Consider the following 17,832-nt stretch of genomic DNA (forward strand, 5'->3'; position numbering starts at 1 on the left):
CCCACTATTATGAGTAAGTCAAAATTAGAGTACATCTGGTTGGATGGCTATTTTCCAACGCAAAACATGCGAAGCAAAACTAAAGTAGTAAATGACTTTAGCGGTAAATTAGAAGACTGCCCAATGTGGTCTTTTGATGGAAGTTCAACAAGACAAGCTGAAGGGGGTTCTTCAGATTGTTTATTAAAACCAGTTGCTATTTTTCCAGACCCGGCAAGAACAAATGGTTTTTTAGTGATGACCGAAGTTTTAAATGCTGATGGAACACCACACGTTTCTAACGGAAGAGCAACTATTGATGATGATGACAATGATTTCTGGTTCGGTTTTGAACAAGAGTACTTTATAATGGACACGCAAACCCAATTACCATTAGGCTTCCCTATTGGTGGTTACCCTGCTCCACAAGGAATGTATTATTGTTCCGTAGGTGGTAAAAATACCCATGGTAGAGATTTAGTTGAAGAGCATGCCGATTTATGTATCGCTGCAGGAATCAATTTTGAAGGAATAAACCAAGAAGTTGCTTCCGGACAGTGGGAATTTCAATTGTTCGCAAAGGGTGCCAAAAAAGCAGGTGACGAAATTTGGGTAGCCAGATACCTTTTAGATAGATTAACAGAGCAATATGGTTACTATATTGAATACCACCCAAAGCCACTTGGTAAGGACATGGACTGGAACGGCTCTGGTATGCACGCGAACTTCTCTAATACTACATTAAGAACTTGTGGAGATAAGGCAACTTATGAGAAAATATGTGAAGCTTTCCGTCCGGTTGTAAAAGAACACATCGCAGTATATGGTGAGTTTAACGACCAACGTTTAACCGGGGACCATGAAACGCAGTCTATAAACGAATTTAGTTTTGGTATCTCTGACCGAGGTGCTTCTATCCGTATTCCTATCGCAACCGTAGAAAGTGGTTGGAAAGGATGGTTGGAAGATAGAAGACCGGCCTCTAACGGTGACCCATACAAAATTGCAGGTAGAATTGTAAAAACAGTAAAGTCTGCGAAGATTTAGTACTATTAGTTGTTGTTTGATAAAAATGACCGTCTTAAAATTAAGGCGGTCTTTTTTATTGTACTACACTAAGGTTAAATACACAAAAGTGATATAGACCGCAATCAATATCAAACCATCTCGCCAGCCCAATCGAAGGCTTTTTGGCAACAAGACCAGCGGAAGGATCAAGAAAGAAATACCGAGCATCCAGAAAATATCATTGGTCAACAAACCCTCATCAACTACATTTATTGGGGTAATAATCGAGGTTATTCCTAAAACGGCCAGCAGGTTAAAAATATTGGAACCTATCAGGTTACCAAGTGAAATTGCCTTTTCTTTTTTAATGATTGCAATAATAGAAGCTGCCAACTCTGGTATACTAGTACCCACAGAAACCACCGTCACCCCAATTATTCTATCACTAACGCCAAATTTAGAGGCCAAACCAACGGCACCATCAATCAAAAATTCTGACCCACCCCAAAGGGCTACTCCTCCTAAACCTAAAAAAAGTACAGTTTTGTATAAGGGTAATGGCTTATCATCTTCCGGTAACTCATCTACCACAGCGATTTTTTGAAATCTTAGTATATAAATTAGAAATGCAAACAAAAACGCCAGCATTATTATGCCTTCATAACGCTCGAGCCTACCGTCAAAATAGATAAACCCTACAAACAACAATGAAGCTACTATCATCACAGGCCAATCAGTAGTATAAAAACTTTTGCGGACCTCAATACTGCTTAACAAAATGGTTATGGCCAAAACCAAACCCAAATTTGCAATGTTAGAACCCACCACATTACCCAAGGCCAAATCTGGAAAACCATCTAAAGCTGCTTTTATACTAACAATGAGCTCAGGTGCAGAGGTTGCAAAGGAAACTACCGTCATTCCAATTACAATCTTCGGAATATCAAGTTTTAACGAAAGCGCTACGGCAGATTTTAAAAGCCAATTACCTCCTACAATCAATAAAAAAAGACCAAGGATTATAAAAAGTATATTTTGCATTAATGGTGTGTTTACGGCAAAGATAACCGAAGTTTTAAATGTAGAATCGGGCTTTTTTATAGAACATAAAAACTAAATAAATAGTTAAATAACTATAAAAATAGTTGTTTAACTATTTTTTACTTAGTATGTTTGAAATCTAAAATTTGAAGTGATGCAAAAACTAACGAACAAAGAAGAAGAGGTTATGAAGATTCTTTGGAAGCTTGAAAAGGCTTTTGTAAAAGAAATTCTGGCAGAAATCACAGGCGATAAACCGCATTACAATACGCTCTCAACTATTGTTAGGCATTTAGAAGAAAAAAAATATGTTGGCTACGAGGTATTTGGCAATACGCATCGCTACTACCCTATTATTACCAAAGAAGACTATAGAAAAACCTTTGTGAATTCTACCATCGCTGATTATTACGATAACTCTTATAAAAGCTTGGTTTCCTTTTTTGCCAAAGAAGAAAAGATTTCTGTTGAAGAGTTAAAAGAAATTATTCACCTTATCGAAAATAAAAAGTAATGGATCCGCTCTTCATTCATCTCTTAAAGTCTTCGTCCATTTTATTGGTGTTCTTGTTAAGTTATCATCTTTTTCTCAAGAAAGAGACTTTTTTCAGCGGTAATAGACTCTTTCTATTAGCTGGGTTGATTATCGCCTTACTGTTGCCTTTTGTAATCATTACGAAAACCATTATCGTTGAGCCTGTACCCTTGGTTCAAGGCTATCAATACCTTGTTGAGCAACCAATTAGCACTACTTCAGCCCATAGTTTGCTGAGTTGGAAAACAATTTTAGCTATTATCTACTTTGCCGGTGTGCTCTTATTTTCCACAAAGCTCGTTATTCAATTAAAGACCATTAAAAAGATTAAAAAGAATAGTGAAGTGGTCGAAAATAAAAGTTTTTTTCATGTAAGAACGAAAAAGAACATTTCTCCCTTTTCCTTTTTTAGACATATATTTTATTACCCAAATCAATTTCCCGAAGAGGAACTTGACACCATCATTGCCCATGAAGAGGTGCATGCCAGAGAATTACATTCAATAGACATTCTTCTTACTCAAATGCTTCTTATAGTGCTTTGGTTTAATCCAGTTATATGGTTTTATAAAACCATTATAAAGCAAAATCTAGAATTCTTGGCCGATGCCAAAACCTGTGAAGCCGATGAAAATAAGAAGTTTTACCAATATTTAATGCTTAAGCAAGCCATTGGAAATCATCAAATTTCAATCGCAAATCCATTTTATAATTCAATAATCAAAAAACGAATAGTCATGTTAAATCAAAGTCAATCAAAATCAATCAATCGTCTTAAACTTTTAGTCGTACTTCCTTTTCTTGGTATTTTCCTTTTTGGGTTCAATACGAAAGAGGTAGTTAAATTCGCAGAAAATCCGGTAAGTTCAAATACAAACAAAGAGGATATGCCAGATTCTACAAGTCCTGAAACCCAACTTGACCCTGCCAACTTTATTCCATTTACAAGTACCAAAACGGATAAAAAAACAGGACAAGAAAAAAAGACATCTTTTAGTTCATCGATTAAAACGATAAAACTGTCTATTGACAAAAATACCACCGATGCATCTTTAGCCAAAATGAAAGATGATTTGGCGCAAGAAGGTGCTGATTTTTCATATACAGTAGTACGAAATTCAAGTAAGGAAATTATAGATATCAGCATACAGATTAACGGCGAAGGAACCAACGGAGAGAAATTCAATGGCAGTTATAACACTAGCTCAGACAGCCCTATTAACCCAATAACGATTTTATATGATGATGAAAGTAACGCTGTCTCGTTTTGGAATAGTAATTCAACTGTTAGTGCCGCCGACAACGAATCGATAATTTGGGTAGATTCTGATGAAGACGAATCAAAAAGAATAGTCATCAAAACTATCAATGGTAAAAAGACCATTACTGTGGACGGAAAAGAAGTGGACGAAGATGAACTTGAAGAAATGAATATCTTCAGAATTAAGGAAGGAAAATCAAACAATATGAAATTCATCATTGATTCTGAAAGTAAAGAAGAAGGCAACGGAGGTGTCTTTATTTTTGAAAACGACGACAATGATGATACAAAAAAAACAAAAATTAAAATTCGTAGGGGTCAAACTAACAAATCGGACAAGCCCATAATTATTGTTAACGGTGAAGAGGTAGACGAAAAAGAAATCAGCAATCTACCTAGCGAAAATATCAAAACCGTGCATGTTTTAAAAGGGACATCAGCAAAAGAAAAATATGGTAAAAAAGGTGAAGATGGGGTAATAGAAATAATTACAAAAGATAAAAAGCAAATTGTACTTCGCAATAACTCAGACGGTCTTCAAATAGAAAAAGATGATAACGTGTTCATTATAGATACAAACGAGGCAGGTGATTTCTCTAATGACATCAAATTTGTAACCAAAGGTAAAAAACCATTATTTGTAGTAGATGGCAAGAAAGTTAAAAAGTTAAAAGATACCAACCCGGATAACATAGAATCTGTAAACGTTCTAAAAGGTAAAGCAGCGGAAGAAAAATATGGTAGAAAAGGTAAAAATGGTGTTGTAGAAATTACTACCAAAAAGAAAAACTAAAGCTCAAAAATTGTTTTTAAATTAGTCAAACTCCAGTCACATAAGTGACTGGTTTTTTGTTTGTGGCAAAAACGAAATCAGCAAAAAACATCTTTTTTTAAACGAAACGCCCCTAGGTTTTTCAAAAAACATTAAAAAACGCTCTACAATTATTATAATCTAATACAGAATCTTAGTTTTTTATTACAAATTATAACTTGTTTGTAGAGGGTCACATCATTTCTAAATACTAACTCGTTCAAAAAGTTTCATTTCCGTATTCAATTGTATTGTTTTCTGTCCAAATCTTTGGAAACATGATATTTATCAACATATATTGAAAAAACAATCAATCGAAGTAATCAAATATTAACCAGAAAATTTTAAACTTATGATCGCCATTGTAAAATTTATTGTTCTTGTTTTTATGAGTGTAGTAGGCTTATTTATTTAAATATAAATGAATGCCTTTCATGCCTATTTAAAAACCTGAACTGAACATTTTCCTCCTTTTTTAAAAAGAATACATCAATCAATCAACGGCCCGCTCTAAAGCGGGCTTTTTATTTTTTGTACTTTGTCAAAAAAATAATAGTGGAAAAATCGTTTTTTAAGGTCTTGGCAAAAATCAACAAGATAATTTTGCCTTCTTTTACAAAAAAAAGGTTGGATTTGGCCAAAGCAAGCAAATTTCAATTGGCCATTATCGGGTGGCGATATTTTGTAACCACAAAAGCATTAGGCTAATACTTCAGCAGGGTTTTAATATCGTAACCGTTCAATTTTTCAGCGCCATTTAAAAAGTCTAATTGAATTAAAAAATTGCATTGCACGATTTCTCCTCCTAAACGCTCCACTAGCTTACATACCGCTTCAGCTGTGCCACCGGTGGCCAAGACATCATCGTGAACTAGCACTTTCTCTCCCTTTTTAATGGCATCAGCATGAATTTCTAGCGAATCTGTACCATATTCCAGTGCGTACGACTCCGAAAGTGTTTCATACGGTAACTTGCCTTTTTTACGCACAGGCACAAAGCCAGCATTTAGTTTTGAAGCTAGGAGCGGGGCAAAAATAAAGCCCCTACTATCTACTCCGACGACCTTGTCTATATGCTGCCCATGTACTTTTTCAAAGAGTATTTGGCAAGCGGCTTTCAAAGCATTATTGTCATTCAAGAGTGGGGTTATGTCTTTAAAAATGACTCCTGTTTTAGGAAAATCGTTCACATCTCTTATAAAGGGCTTAAAATCCATTAGTTTTTGCTTGCTAGGGTTTTGTTGTAAATTTAAAAAGAAATATATTTGCACCCCATTAAAAAGGCCTCGTGGCGCAACTGAATAGCGCATCTGATTACGGCTCAGAAGGTTACAGGTTTGAATCCTGTCGAGGTCACAAATAACTCCCTGATAATCAGGGAGTTACGTGTTTTTAGAGGATTTTTGCTCGATCCTTGCTCATTTACTTGATTCCGTATATAACTCATTTTCATTTAGTTACAAAATACCCTGAATCTTCACCCTTTTTTAGACCATTATATTACTTTTCATATCAATATATTGCGCAGATTTGGTCATTTATAGCCATACCAAGCCCTATTTGATATGTAGAATAACTTTTATATATCAAATATTGAATCCTCCCAAGGTCAATTATTTGGTGTAGATTTTAATTTAATATTTAGAGTAACGTTTATGTAAAAAAGTAAATTTATATATGTATGCATAAGGATTGATTTTAATTAATCTATAAAATCAATCGTAATTTTCCATTACTTGGTTTTACAGTACAGAAATCCTCAATTATACTTTGTGGTAAGCAAAACGCATCAGATAATTCTTTATCAGAATATTCCAAATCCGTTTTATGTAAATCATAACCTTTATAGAAAGCAACTGGAGAATCAATAAAAACATTTAATCCTTCATTTTTTCTAAATCCTCTGCGACTAAACTCCATGTTTAAATATTTATATCTGTCTTCTGTGATACAATCCAAATCTTTAGCTCTTCTTATAATAGAACTCATTGAAGTAAGCCAATAGCGTTTCAGCTCAGCCAAATAAGATAATCTAAGGCCTTTTAATGAATTTCGAATTGACTCGGAGGGCATCAAAAACTCCGCAGCAAATCTATTGGCTTCTGATTCTTTTTGCTTTGTATTATTTCTTGACTCTGGAATGGCTATATTTCCAATGACATGCATAATCAAATGGCCTAACTCATGTCCCAAATTATAGCGTTTTCTGTCATTTGGATAGTGCTTATTTAATATGATTACAGGATAGCCTTCATCAGTTTGAATAGTGACAGCATCAAACTTCATATCTGCACTAATCTCCACTATTAATATGCCACTTTGTTCCAAAAGATGAAAAATATTCCTTACCGGTTCATCAGCTTTCAGATTCAACATTTTTCTTGTGTGTTGTGCTGCATATTCAGGCGAAAAACCTTCTTCCAGGTCAAATGTTTTTAATTTAAACTCAGGCCATTGAATAGATTCAGCCATGCTATCTACAATGTAGCCCACAAGTTTTGTGGAATATTCGAATTCAGTCTTCAACTTTTTTGTAATTCCACTTCTTTTGCGATAGTGCGCGTTTTCGATAACTGTAGAAATTCTCTTAGAAAAAAAACCTTTTGGAAAATCTAAGAATAATATGATTTTTTCTATCAGTTCTTCTGATAATGTCTCTACTCCTTTTTCAAACTTAGAAAGATTAGATTGAGACAAACCATCAATTTTACAGGCAAGTTCTGTTTGCGTTAACCCCCTGTATTCTCTTGCAAATATTAATTGTCTATAATTTATGTTCATTTTATTTAGTAGTTGGAAAATAGGTGCGGCGAAACTCCGGTTAATTAATTAATATTCTTCTTTTTAATTCGGACATTTTCCTTTAAAACAGGTAAAGATGGACTAGTATTAATTGGTTTAATAACACCAAGTTGCCCTAAATCATCTATATCGTCCTGAGTAATTGTCCACTTAACCTTATCCTCGTCTATATATACAAGTTTAGGCTCTGAAATATTCCCTAATATGTCTTTTTTATACCCAAAAAACAAAATAGGATTTTCCGTTGTACCCACATCATTAAACAACGGAAGGCTCAACTGATTTGAAATTGCATTAACCGATTTTGTTTTTATATTCATCGGTAGATTTTTATTATTCAATTTTTTAAAAAGAATAACAAAACCTTTTACATTAAGAACAAACCTTTTATACTTCGCAAACTTCCACTTGTTCGGAAAAAAGTTTTGAACACTTTCAATCATCTTAGAATTTAACAAGGAGGCTTCAAATCCTCTAGCCCTTGCTTCTGGTCTTGTCAATACAACATCTCGATTGTAAGACTTTAATGCCTCTTTAAAGGCAGTGAACATTAGAGGCAGTGCCTCTTTTAATTCGAGCTTGCACTCGTCTAACGAGACAACTCTTCTTTTTCTTGGATTTTTCCAATCCTTTTGGTACTTTTGCATTATAATTACCTACAAAATTTATTGGAGTTTCGCCGAAACCCAAAAAAGATAATCCCACTCCAATGGGATTTCTTTTGAAATACAAATATATAATTTTTATCATTATATGGAAAACATTATATATAATAAAACATATATAATGTATAATGTTAGTATTATACTAGGATGATATTTTCCTTATGCAAGTAATACTTAAGAACTTATTGAAAAATCGAAGTCTTCAGAACAGAAATCTGCTCGATCATTGCTCATAAAGTTTGATATGCTATGATGTCTAAAGCGACGTTGATATAAAGAAAATATAATATTTTGCTATCATTAGATATCAAAAAACACGAAGAAAGTACAATAATGATAATTCTGTCGAGGTCACCAAAAGCTGTAACAAACAGCTCTAAAACCATGTAAGTCTTGCCATTTACATGGTTTTCAAGTTTTTAGGAAATCATATTATTTGATTAGACTTGGTTTTAAACGTCAATAGATTGTTTTAATAACTTGAAGATAATTATGCCTGAAAAACTTATAAATTATGCCATAAAAGCCTTTATTAATAAGAAAGGCTTTAAATTCAATTTATGAAGTCTTCCCTTTTTTTCATACTCTTTGTATCAAGTTTCTTTTTGAATGCCCAAAAAGGCGAAACAAACCTTATGGATAGTATTTCGTACTGGCAGTTTGACCAATTTGGAAAGGACAGTTTTTCTGGAATAAGTAGTGATTTGTCCTCTGTTGTTTTATCTAAAAATGAAAACGACAAGGTTATAATAGCATTGATTGATTCAGATATTGATGTAAATCACCACTATTTAAATAAATATATCTGGGCTAATACCAAAGAAGTCAAGAGCAACAATTTAGATGATGATAAAAATGGTTATATAGATGATATTCATGGATGGAATTTTCTAGCCAAAGGTGATAAGAAAATTATCAAGTATGCCAACAATACCTCAATTCGATTTACAAGAGCATTCAAGCAAAAATATGAGAGATTAAGTAAAAAGAAGGGGAAGTTAAATTCTAAAGAATTGGATTTTTTAGCAACCTATAATAAAGCCTTAAATACCATTAAAGAAGAGAAAATGCGTCTTGCGCCTTATGAAGAGTATATTGAATGGTATGAGACATCTCAAATTGCGTCAGATAGTCTCTTACTGACTTATGATTTTAAAAAACCTTACAATCTTTCTTCACTAGATAGTCTTTTTAACGAAGTGTACACAAAAGGAAATGATGAAGAACGTGGAAGGCTAATTTATTTTTCATTAGATAAGTTGAAGAACAACCGAGAAGAGGATTATAAACTTTCTCTAGATTATCTGAACAAAAACAAATACTATGCTCTAAATGAAAACTTAACTGAAAATCATTCGAGCATAAATAACACATTTCCTAAGTTAGGTTCAAATAGATTGGATATCAATATTTCAAACGAAAAACATGGAACACAAATCGGTGGAGTAATTGTGAAAACCTATAAAGCTATCACAGAAAATTTACCTGATGAAGCTGAAAATATTGAGATTATGCCAATTTCAATATTCCCCGAAAATGGAGCGGAGTTCGAAGAAGATATAGCAAAAGCTATACGCTATGCCGTAAACAACGGTGCTGATATTATTAATTACAGCTCCAGCATTAGATTTCTCTTAAAACCAAGCTTATTGTATGAAGCGTTGTTATATGCTGAAAAACATAACGTCTTAATCGTAACGAGTGCTGGTAATACAGGGGAAAATTTAGATAAGATAATGACACATCCTCGAAAAAAATATAAAAAATATAGATTATCGAACTTAATAATGGTTGGAATGAGTGATTCGACCATTGGCCCCAATTTAAAACCAATTCATGGAAATTATGGAAAAGAAACTGTTGACCTATTTGCACCTGGTACTGATTTTTTAACCACTAACCCTAAAAATGAATATTTTAAAACTTCGGGCAGCTCAATTTCTTCGGCAATAGTAGCTACAACCTGTGCAACAATAAAATTGTACCATCCGAAACTTAAAGCAGCAGAAATACGGGAAATTATACTACAATCGGTTTCAAAATATAATGGTGAAATATTTCTGGATGAGGGAGGAAAAACAAAAGTACTGTTTACTGACCTTTGCATGGCGGGTGGTATTCTAAATGTTGAAAACGCATTTAAACTAGCGGTAAAAAAATAAGGCCTTCTGTGTCAGAATTTAGTCTTGTTAAGATTCGGCGTATATAGCCGCTATCTCCGTTTTATACTTTTCTCTGATAACCCTTCTCTTTAGTTTTAAAGTAGGTGTTAATTCTGCATCTGAACCATCTTCATGTATGGGCAACCAAGGGGTCGAAATTAGTTTGATTTTTTTTATTTGTTCAATATGGCCAAACTCCGAATTGTAAATCGCCACTATTTTTTCATACTTGGCAATAACTTTCTTTTTCTTCACCATCTCGGGTAAAGTAGTCCATTTCATTTTTTTATGAAGGCACCAATTTTTTAGTGCTTCTTCAGCCGGTACTATTAAAGCGGAAACAAATTTTTGTTTGTCGCCAACAACCATCATCTGTTCAATAAGAAAGTCTTCTTTAACCCTATTTTCTATAGGTGCAGGAGCAACATATTTTCCACCAGAGGTTTTAAGCAACTCCTTTTTTCTATCGGTAATTTTAAGGAATTCCCTATTCCCCGGACCTTTAATTAGTTTTCCTATATCTCCAGTGCAGAACCACGTCTTCCCGTTTACTTCTTTAAACACCTTAGCGTTAACCTCCGGTTTCTTATAATAGCCAAGCATTACATTTGGTCCGTGGGCTAGTATTTCACCTTCACCTTCGTTATAATCTCCATCTGAGCCATCTATATATAATTCTACCCCATCAATTGCGTAACCGACAGTACCTATTAATGTTCCATTGGGCTTCATCGTATTACCAGTTAAGGTCGGTGATGTTTCGGTGAGCCCGTAGGCTTCCCTAACATTAATACCCGAGGCACAAAAAACACGTAATATTTTTACTGGGCAGGGGGCCGCCCCGGTAATAATCATTCTAATATTACCTCCTAAAGCCGCTCGCCATTTGCTAAAAATTAGTTTATCGGCAACTTTCCATTTGAGCTTTTGTACAAAAGATAGTTTTCTGTCAATATCAAAATCATCCGTTAGTGCCAATGCCCAAAAGAATAACTTCCTTTTTACTCCTTCTAGGGCAAGTCCTTTATTGTAAATGGCTTCATAAACTTTTTCCAATAATCTGGGCACTGTGGTAAACATCACTGGTTTAAGAAGTGCCAAATCACCTTCTGGACCGCTCAGGTTATCCGTTCCGGTAAAATAGACGGAAACACATTTATAGTAGTATGCAAATGACACTGTTCTTTCATAAATATGGCATAACGGTAAAAAGCTTAAGACCTTTTCCCCTGCATTTGCCTCGAGTAAATCTGAAGTTTTAGTTACAATATGCATGATGTTACTATGCTTTAACATCACACCTTTTGGGTTGCCCGTGGTACCAGAGGTATAAATGATCGTTGCCAGATCATCTGCTGTAATGGTCTTTTTAACCTCCTCAACGGCGTTCTGGTTTGCAGTATCAAAAATGGTCTCCCAATACGGTTTTCCTTTTTCTTGATCGAAGGTATAAATATGGTCAAGGGTTTCGGTGTTTTTTTGGCTAACCGTAAGTTTATCGTGTAAATCACCACCTCCACAAAAAGCTACTTTCACCTCAGCTTCGTTCAAGATATATTCATACTCTTTGGAGCTAATTGTTGGATATAGGGGAATACTGATTAATCCTGCCATCTGAATTGCAAAATCCATGATAAGCCATTCAGGCCTATTCTTATAAGAAACGACCGCTACTTTATCACCTTTTTTTAAACCTAGCTGCAATAACCCAGAGGCTGCTTGCATTGCCATCTCATGCACCAGCTGCGAGCTATATGACTTCCAATTACCCGATGCATCACGATAACTTACAGATTTATCAAGCGGGTGGTTTTTTATTTGATGCTCAAGAAGGTCAAATAGTCTGGTCATGGTATGGCGTTTTAGGTTCGGTTTACTTCTTTGAATTCTTTCTCTTCTCTTTGTAGAAGTTCTTGTCGGCGATATAAATCGTTTTACGTACTTCACAAAACACTTTGTCTTTTGCCTTATTGGTAAGCTGGGTAATTTTTATAATTTCAATTTCTTCTTTTTGAATGACCCCAGCTTTTATTTCATTCACTTCCTCTAGGGTAAATTCAAAATCAGCATATAGGTTTTCACGGGCGGGACGCTTAAAAAAAATCTCAGCCGATTTATCCCAAACCACATAATCTTCTCCTAAGATATTAATTAATTGTACCATTGGTATAGGATCAACTGCAGAAAACATACTTCCTCCAAAAATGGAACTTACATAGTTTCTGTTCTTATAGGATATTGGAAGCTTAATGGTGACTTTTGCTAAATCTTTAGAAGTATCGATGATTCTGGCCGTGCTTCTTCTATACATTGGTGACAGATTAAACCCATATTTAAAAAGCTTGTCCCAACCCATAAGTTTAGAACCAATTTTTGTCATTTTTTGATATATGGACATCTTTTTACCTTCTTGCTTTAGTTAAAACATGTTATTCAAACATTAGACTTAAAAACTCTGCCACGCATGCCGGTTTCTCTTGATTTTTGATCTCTACACTGCAGTTCCATGTAATTTTCAAGCCATTCTCACCATACTCCTCAATGTTTGAAATTTCACTATGAATACGAATCTTACTATCTACCAAAAGTGGGCTTGGAAAACGTACTTTATTCAACCCATAATTCACACCCATTTTAGATGATTCTACATGGATTATATCCATCAACATCTTCGACAATAATGCTATGGACATAAAACCGTGTGCAATAGGCTTTTTAAAAGGGGAGTGTTTTTTAGCTTTTTCAACATCAACATGTAACCATTGAAAATCGTGCGTTGCCTTGGCAAAGTCGTTTATCATTTGCTGTGTTACCGTTAACCACTCTCCGGTGGGTAATTTTTCACCTTTTAAACTTTTAAAAGCATTAAAGTCGGCTACAACTAATTTTTCCATAGTTCTATCTTGAAGTTCCCCCATCTATGGTTAAACATATTCCGGAAACAAATCTTGCTTCATCTGATGCCAAATACAAATATCCATAGGCAATATCAATGGGCTGTGCAGCAGTTTTTAAGGGAATACTTGCTTTGATCGCTTCAATGTGTTCTTTCGGAATTTTGTCGACCATATCGGTCATAGTGAATCCTGGTGCGATTGCATTTGCCGTTATTCCATATTTTCCAAATTCAACAGTCCATGTTTTGGACATAGCAATAACCCCAGCCTTTGTGGCCGCGTAATTGGTCTGCCCAAAATTTCCACGTAAGCCAACATTGGATGCCGCACTTACAATTCTGCCATAGTTATTGGCTTTCATGTAAGTTACAGCAGCCTGAGTACAAATGAAAACCCCTTTTAAATTTACATCTACAACCGAATCCCATTCCTCTTCGCTCATTTTTTCAAGGGTTCTATCGCGGGTGATTCCGGCATTATTGATCAAGATATCCAACTTACCGTGTTTGGTGTGAACATCAGCAAAAAGTTGCGTTACAGCTTTTTTATCAGTTACCGAAACTGCATGAAATTCAGCTTTACCGCCTGTATTGTTTATTGCGGTTGCAACTTCTTCACCTTGAGGTAACAGATCCACAATTATGACCACTGCTCCTTCCTTTGCAAATAATTCTGCTATTGCCTGCCCAATACCTCTGGCACCACCGGTGACTACTGCTATTTTATCCCTTAATCTCATATGCTCCTAATTAATTTTGATCACTAGTTTTCCCTTTACTTTTCTATTCATCATTTCTTCAAGTGCTTTGGATGTATCTTCCAAATTATAAATAGCATGAATATGTGGTCTTAATCTTCCCTCAGCATACCATTGCATCAAGGTCATGGTATTCTGACTGTTTTCCTTAGGGCTTCTCATTGCAAATCCTCCCCAAAAAACACCTACTATGGCAACTCCTTTTAACAAAGGTAGATTAAGAGGTATTTTGGGAATATCGCCTGCGGCAAACCCAACCACTAAAAATCTACCGTTCCAGGCTGTTGCACGCAATGCAGCTTCTGAATATGCACCTCCAACGGGGTCGTAAACCACATTGACCCCGGCACCATTCGTTAATTCTTTTAGTGTAGATTTTAATTCCTGAGTATTATAATTAATAAGTTCGTCAGCTCCATATTTTTTACATACTGCCAACTTTTCATCACTGGAAGCAGCAGCGATAACTCTAGCTCCCATCAATTTTCCAAGTTCTACCGCTGCCAAACCCACGCCACCGGAAGCCCCTAAAACCAACAAGGTTTCTCCTTCTTTAAGCTTTGCCCTATCCTTCAGGGCATGATAAGAAGTTCCGTATGCCATCATAAAAGAGGCTGCAATTGGAAAATCCATCTGAGAAGGTTTTGGAAAACAGGCATTTGAGGAGATTATAACTTCTTCCGCCAAGGCACCATGTGCCACAAAACCAAAAACCTCATCACCAGCTTTTACATGCGAAACACCTTCACCTACTTTCTTGACTACCCCTGCAACGTCACTACCAGGGGTAAAAGGTAATTCGGGTTTAATTTGATATAGGCCTTGTATAATTAAGGTATCCGGAAAATTAAGGCCGCAAGCCCTAACCGCTACCAAAACCTCTTTTGCTTTTGGTTTTACATTTTCAACTTCTTCTAAAATCAGAGTATTTGGTGGACCATATGCTTTACATCTAATTGCTTTCATTAATCTTCAATCACTTTTAATACTAGTTTGCCCATTTTATCACCAGAAAATAAACGGTTATAGGTCTCAGGAAAATTTTCTATGCCCTCATAAATATCTTCCCTACTTTTTAGTTTTCCTTGTGCAAGCCATCCTCCTAAAACCTGAGCACCTTCTTTATACCTATCTGCATAGTCAAAAACCACCATTCCTGTCATACTTGCCCTATTTACCAATAATGACAAGTAATTGCTCGGACCCTTAATTTTTGTTTTAGTATTGTACTGAGATATGGCACCACATATAACGATACGCGCATGCATACGAAGCCTTGTCAATGCAATTTCTAGTATTTCGCCTCCAACATTATCAAAATAAATATCAATCCCCTTGGGGCACACTTCTTTAAATCGTGATGCTACATTTTCATTTTTATAATCTATGCATGCATCAAAACCCAACTCTTCTACAACATACCTACATTTATCAGGTCCTCCGGCAATACCCACTACTCTGCAACCCTTTATTTTGGCAACCTGCCCCACAATACTACCCACAGCACCGGCAGCACCCGACACCAAAACGGTTTCACCTTCTTTTACCTTGGCTACTTCGGTAATTCCAAAATAGGCTGTCATACCCGGCATACCCAAGGTGCCGATATACATGGGTAACGGAGCTAACTTCGGGTCTATTTGATAAAAACCTTTTCCATCCGAAACTGCGTATTGTTGAACACCTCCCGTTCCTGCAACATACTGACCAACATCAAATTTTTGATTTTTAGAGGCGATAACCTCACCAACCGAACCGGCACGCATTACCGAACCAATTTCCATTGGTGCGATATACGATTTTCCCTCGTTCATCCAACCGCGCATGGCAGGATCTAGGGACACATAATGTTGTTTTACCAAAATTTGCCCTTCATTAATTTCGGGGATAGGATTTTTTTCTAAGGACCACGTAGCGGCATCTGCAGCCCCGATTGGCCGTTTTACAAATAACAATTGCTTATTCATTTTTGTGTTTTCTATGATTTCTTTTTACTTGAAAAACTCTCGACATACGCCTTCATTTTAGCGCGGATCTCAGGTTTCCACCAAAGCTCGGATGCTTCTCTTAAAGAATTTTCAGCGTCCAAATCCAGTTTGTCCCAAAGGTGTTTTCTAAGTTTCGCTTTCGTATTTAGTAGGATTTCTTGATCAGCCTTTAAATAGTGTCTCATTTTCTTTTCTGCCCTATCCAATACATTTTCTAAAGGAACCAACTCATCAACCAAACCAGCTGCGAGTGCTTCATCACCATTCAATAATTTACCCTCAAGGATATACCTGCTCGATAACCCATCGCCCATCCAAAAAGCATATATTTCAGTTAGGTTTTGACTGATTTGAATATTTACAGCGACTTCATTTAAACCGATAACATATTTTTCTCCTTGTGCCATGTATCGGTTATCACTTGTTACGGCCAAAACGGTCCCTCCAGCTGGCGAATGCCCTGTAATTGCTGAAATAAAGGGCTTTTTAAATTGGACTAATTGCAGGTACAAACTGCCAAATGCGCTAAAGAATTCTGTAATTTCTTCCTTATTATATTGAAATAATTCAATCAAGTCTAAGCCAGCTGAAAAGTAATGGGGCTGCCCCGTTAAAATAACACCCTTTGTATCAGAATCTAACGCTAAGGCTTCAAATGTTTTTTGCAGCTCAAGAACCATTTGACGATTGATAGCATTAACTTTTCCGCGGTTCATTTGAACTATGGCGTAACCTTCTTTTTTTATCAGATTTATATTCTCCATATTTTATAAGGATGTTCCACCATCTAAGGTGATTGTTTGGCCAGTTATAAATTTTGAGTTTTCGGATGCCAACCAGCAAATTGCTTCAGCAATTTCAGTTGCTTCACCAAATCTTCCCATGGGGATAAATCGTTTTAACTTATCACCCATATCAGAACTGACCGACAGCAATTGGTCTAGAAGTGCAGAGTTGGTAAAACCAGGGCAGACGGCATTAATACGAATGTTTTTTCTACCATATTCCAATGCAGCTGATTTAGTCATTCCCACAACCGCAAATTTACTAGCACTGTAAGAAAGATTGTTTCCCGAGGCTTTTAAACCCGCAAGCGAGGCCACATTGATTATATTCCCATTTCCCTGCTTTACCATTCGTTGAAGTGCCAGTTTCATACAATAAAATACTCCTGTTTGGTTAACGGCGATTACATTATGCCAATCTTCATGGGTATGATCTGCAGTCCTTAACTGGTTTTTACCGCCAATGCCCGCGTTATTGACCATAACATCTAGTCTGTCATGATGCTCAACGGTTTTTTTAATTAAAGTTTCTACCTCTTCAAATTGGGTAACATCAGTTTTAATCGCCGAAGCATTTCCGCCTTCAGCAATGATCTCATCAACTACCTTTTGGGCACTTTCTAAATTGATGTCCGAGACAATTACATTCGCATTATGTGTCGCAAAAAGCTTTGCAGTGGCGGCACCAATACCGCTGCCCGCACCTGTTATTATTACTACTTTAGTATCTAGGTTCATATCTTATGTCTTCAATTACCATTTACAATGAATTAATCTCGAATCTTCCAATGCATTTGCTCTTAAATGGCTAGGATAACCCTCTGCCTGTACCATACCAAGAAAACCGGCAATGGTATCATATTTCATCAATAGTACCTTGTCCCACAAACCTTCATTCTCTGGACCGATAAGCATTGTCTCGGGTTTTCCGATAAAAAGAACTTCTGCATTAGCTTTGGCAAAAAAAGGAGTCGCTGCTTTCATATATTCTTTATAGGAAGCTTCACCAGACAAGCCTGTTTCAGAAACTTTTTCTTTAAACTTCAATAAATTCAACATAACCACCGGAGTATCCATTGGCAATTTCATAAACCTTTGAAATTGCGCCTTATTAATTTCCAAAAAAGATTCTTTCGCCATA

General features: G+C 35.9%; 18 protein-coding genes and 1 tRNA gene. 6 read left to right on the forward strand and 13 right to left on the reverse strand.

What is annotated here, in order from left to right; genetic code table 11:
- The first annotated feature begins 9 nt into the window (after positions 1-9).
- On the forward strand, positions 10-1,026 hold the full coding sequence (locus ACFSQJ_RS03120; RefSeq protein WP_377765460.1) for a glutamine synthetase beta-grasp domain-containing protein: 1,017 nt from the start codon (positions 10-12) through the stop codon (positions 1,024-1,026).
- Positions 1,027-1,089: 63 nt separating this feature from the next.
- On the opposite strand, the gene ACFSQJ_RS03125 is transcribed toward ACFSQJ_RS03120, so the two are convergent.
- Positions 1,090-2,028, reverse strand: coding sequence for a calcium/sodium antiporter (locus tag ACFSQJ_RS03125; RefSeq protein WP_377765462.1), 939 nt, complete (start codon positions 2,026-2,028; stop codon positions 1,090-1,092).
- 154 nt (positions 2,029-2,182) lie between these two features.
- On the opposite strand from ACFSQJ_RS03125, the gene ACFSQJ_RS03130 reads away from it, so the two are divergent.
- From ACFSQJ_RS03130 to ACFSQJ_RS03140, 3 genes are all read left to right on the forward strand, one after another.
- On the forward strand, positions 2,183-2,542 hold the full coding sequence (locus tag ACFSQJ_RS03130) for a BlaI/MecI/CopY family transcriptional regulator (RefSeq protein WP_377765463.1): 360 nt from the start codon (positions 2,183-2,185) through the stop codon (positions 2,540-2,542).
- On the forward strand, positions 2,542-4,617 hold the full coding sequence (locus ACFSQJ_RS03135) for a M56 family metallopeptidase (RefSeq protein ID WP_377765465.1): 2,076 nt from the start codon (positions 2,542-2,544) through the stop codon (positions 4,615-4,617). Before ACFSQJ_RS03130 ends, ACFSQJ_RS03135 begins: the two co-directional genes overlap by 1 nt.
- Positions 4,618-5,190: 573 nt before the next feature.
- The gene (locus ACFSQJ_RS03140) at positions 5,191-5,343 is read left to right on the forward strand and encodes an SsrA-binding protein (protein WP_377765467.1); all 153 of its coding nucleotides are present in this window, start codon (positions 5,191-5,193) and stop codon (positions 5,341-5,343) included.
- On the opposite strand, the gene ACFSQJ_RS03145 is transcribed toward ACFSQJ_RS03140, so the two are convergent.
- On the reverse strand, positions 5,340-5,852 hold the full coding sequence (locus ACFSQJ_RS03145; protein ID WP_377765794.1) for an adenine phosphoribosyltransferase: 513 nt from the start codon (positions 5,850-5,852) through the stop codon (positions 5,340-5,342). The genes ACFSQJ_RS03140 and ACFSQJ_RS03145 overlap by 4 nt on opposite strands.
- 65 nt (positions 5,853-5,917) lie before the next feature.
- Here ACFSQJ_RS03145 and ACFSQJ_RS03150 point away from each other — a divergent pair.
- A tRNA-Arg gene (locus ACFSQJ_RS03150) sits at positions 5,918-5,991 on the forward strand.
- Between the two features lie 351 nt (positions 5,992-6,342).
- Here ACFSQJ_RS03150 and ACFSQJ_RS03155 read toward each other — a convergent pair.
- Both ACFSQJ_RS03155 and ACFSQJ_RS03160 read right to left on the reverse strand, forming a co-directional pair.
- Complete coding sequence (locus ACFSQJ_RS03155; protein ID WP_377765468.1) at positions 6,343-7,416, reverse strand: XRE family transcriptional regulator; 1,074 nt, start codon at positions 7,414-7,416, stop codon at positions 6,343-6,345.
- Between the two features lie 44 nt (positions 7,417-7,460).
- Complete coding sequence (locus tag ACFSQJ_RS03160; RefSeq protein ID WP_377765470.1) at positions 7,461-8,084, reverse strand: hypothetical protein; 624 nt, start codon at positions 8,082-8,084, stop codon at positions 7,461-7,463.
- A gap of 578 nt (positions 8,085-8,662) precedes the next feature.
- Between ACFSQJ_RS03160 and ACFSQJ_RS03165 the strand changes: the two genes are divergently transcribed.
- Complete coding sequence (locus ACFSQJ_RS03165) at positions 8,663-10,264, forward strand: S8 family serine peptidase (RefSeq protein WP_377765472.1); 1,602 nt, start codon at positions 8,663-8,665, stop codon at positions 10,262-10,264.
- A 27-nt stretch (positions 10,265-10,291) separates the two neighbouring features.
- On the opposite strand, the gene ACFSQJ_RS03170 is transcribed toward ACFSQJ_RS03165, so the two are convergent.
- Genes ACFSQJ_RS03170 through ACFSQJ_RS03210 form a run of 9 tightly spaced genes read right to left on the reverse strand, consistent with a single transcriptional unit; the run spans position 10,292 to position 17,831 of the window.
- Entirely contained in the window at positions 10,292-12,115 is a 1,824-nt protein-coding gene (locus tag ACFSQJ_RS03170) for an AMP-dependent synthetase/ligase (protein WP_377765473.1), read from the reverse strand.
- Between the two features lie 22 nt (positions 12,116-12,137).
- Complete coding sequence (locus ACFSQJ_RS03175; protein WP_377765474.1) at positions 12,138-12,644, reverse strand: DUF4442 domain-containing protein; 507 nt, start codon at positions 12,642-12,644, stop codon at positions 12,138-12,140.
- A 49-nt stretch (positions 12,645-12,693) separates the two neighbouring features.
- The gene (locus ACFSQJ_RS03180; protein WP_377765476.1) at positions 12,694-13,158 is read right to left on the reverse strand and encodes a MaoC family dehydratase; all 465 of its coding nucleotides are present in this window, start codon (positions 13,156-13,158) and stop codon (positions 12,694-12,696) included.
- Positions 13,159-13,162: 4 nt separating this feature from the next.
- Positions 13,163-13,900 (reverse strand): 3-oxoacyl-ACP reductase FabG, encoded by a 738-nt coding sequence (gene fabG / locus ACFSQJ_RS03185; RefSeq protein WP_377765478.1) that lies wholly within the window; start codon positions 13,898-13,900, stop codon positions 13,163-13,165.
- A gap of 6 nt (positions 13,901-13,906) precedes the next feature.
- Complete coding sequence (locus tag ACFSQJ_RS03190) at positions 13,907-14,884, reverse strand: NADPH:quinone oxidoreductase family protein (RefSeq protein WP_377765480.1); 978 nt, start codon at positions 14,882-14,884, stop codon at positions 13,907-13,909.
- A complete protein-coding gene (locus ACFSQJ_RS03195; protein ID WP_377765481.1) occupies positions 14,884-15,885 on the reverse strand; it encodes an NADP-dependent oxidoreductase in 1,002 nt (333 codons plus the stop codon). Before ACFSQJ_RS03195 ends, ACFSQJ_RS03190 begins: the two co-directional genes overlap by 1 nt.
- An 11-nt stretch (positions 15,886-15,896) precedes the next feature.
- Positions 15,897-16,670 carry an enoyl-CoA hydratase/isomerase family protein gene (locus tag ACFSQJ_RS03200; protein WP_377765482.1) on the reverse strand — a complete coding sequence of 258 codons (774 nt, stop codon included), beginning with the start codon at positions 16,668-16,670 and terminating at the stop codon, positions 15,897-15,899.
- 3 nt (positions 16,671-16,673) lie between these two features.
- Positions 16,674-17,429, reverse strand: coding sequence for an SDR family NAD(P)-dependent oxidoreductase (locus ACFSQJ_RS03205; RefSeq protein ID WP_377765484.1), 756 nt, complete (start codon positions 17,427-17,429; stop codon positions 16,674-16,676).
- Positions 17,430-17,444: 15 nt separating this feature from the next.
- Positions 17,445-17,831, reverse strand: coding sequence for a hypothetical protein (locus ACFSQJ_RS03210; RefSeq protein WP_377765485.1), 387 nt, complete (start codon positions 17,829-17,831; stop codon positions 17,445-17,447).
- Between the last annotated feature and the right edge of the window lies 1 nt (position 17,832).

Source organism: Croceitalea marina, from assembly GCF_042684265.1.
Taxonomy (GTDB): domain Bacteria; phylum Bacteroidota; class Bacteroidia; order Flavobacteriales; family Flavobacteriaceae; genus Croceitalea; species Croceitalea marina.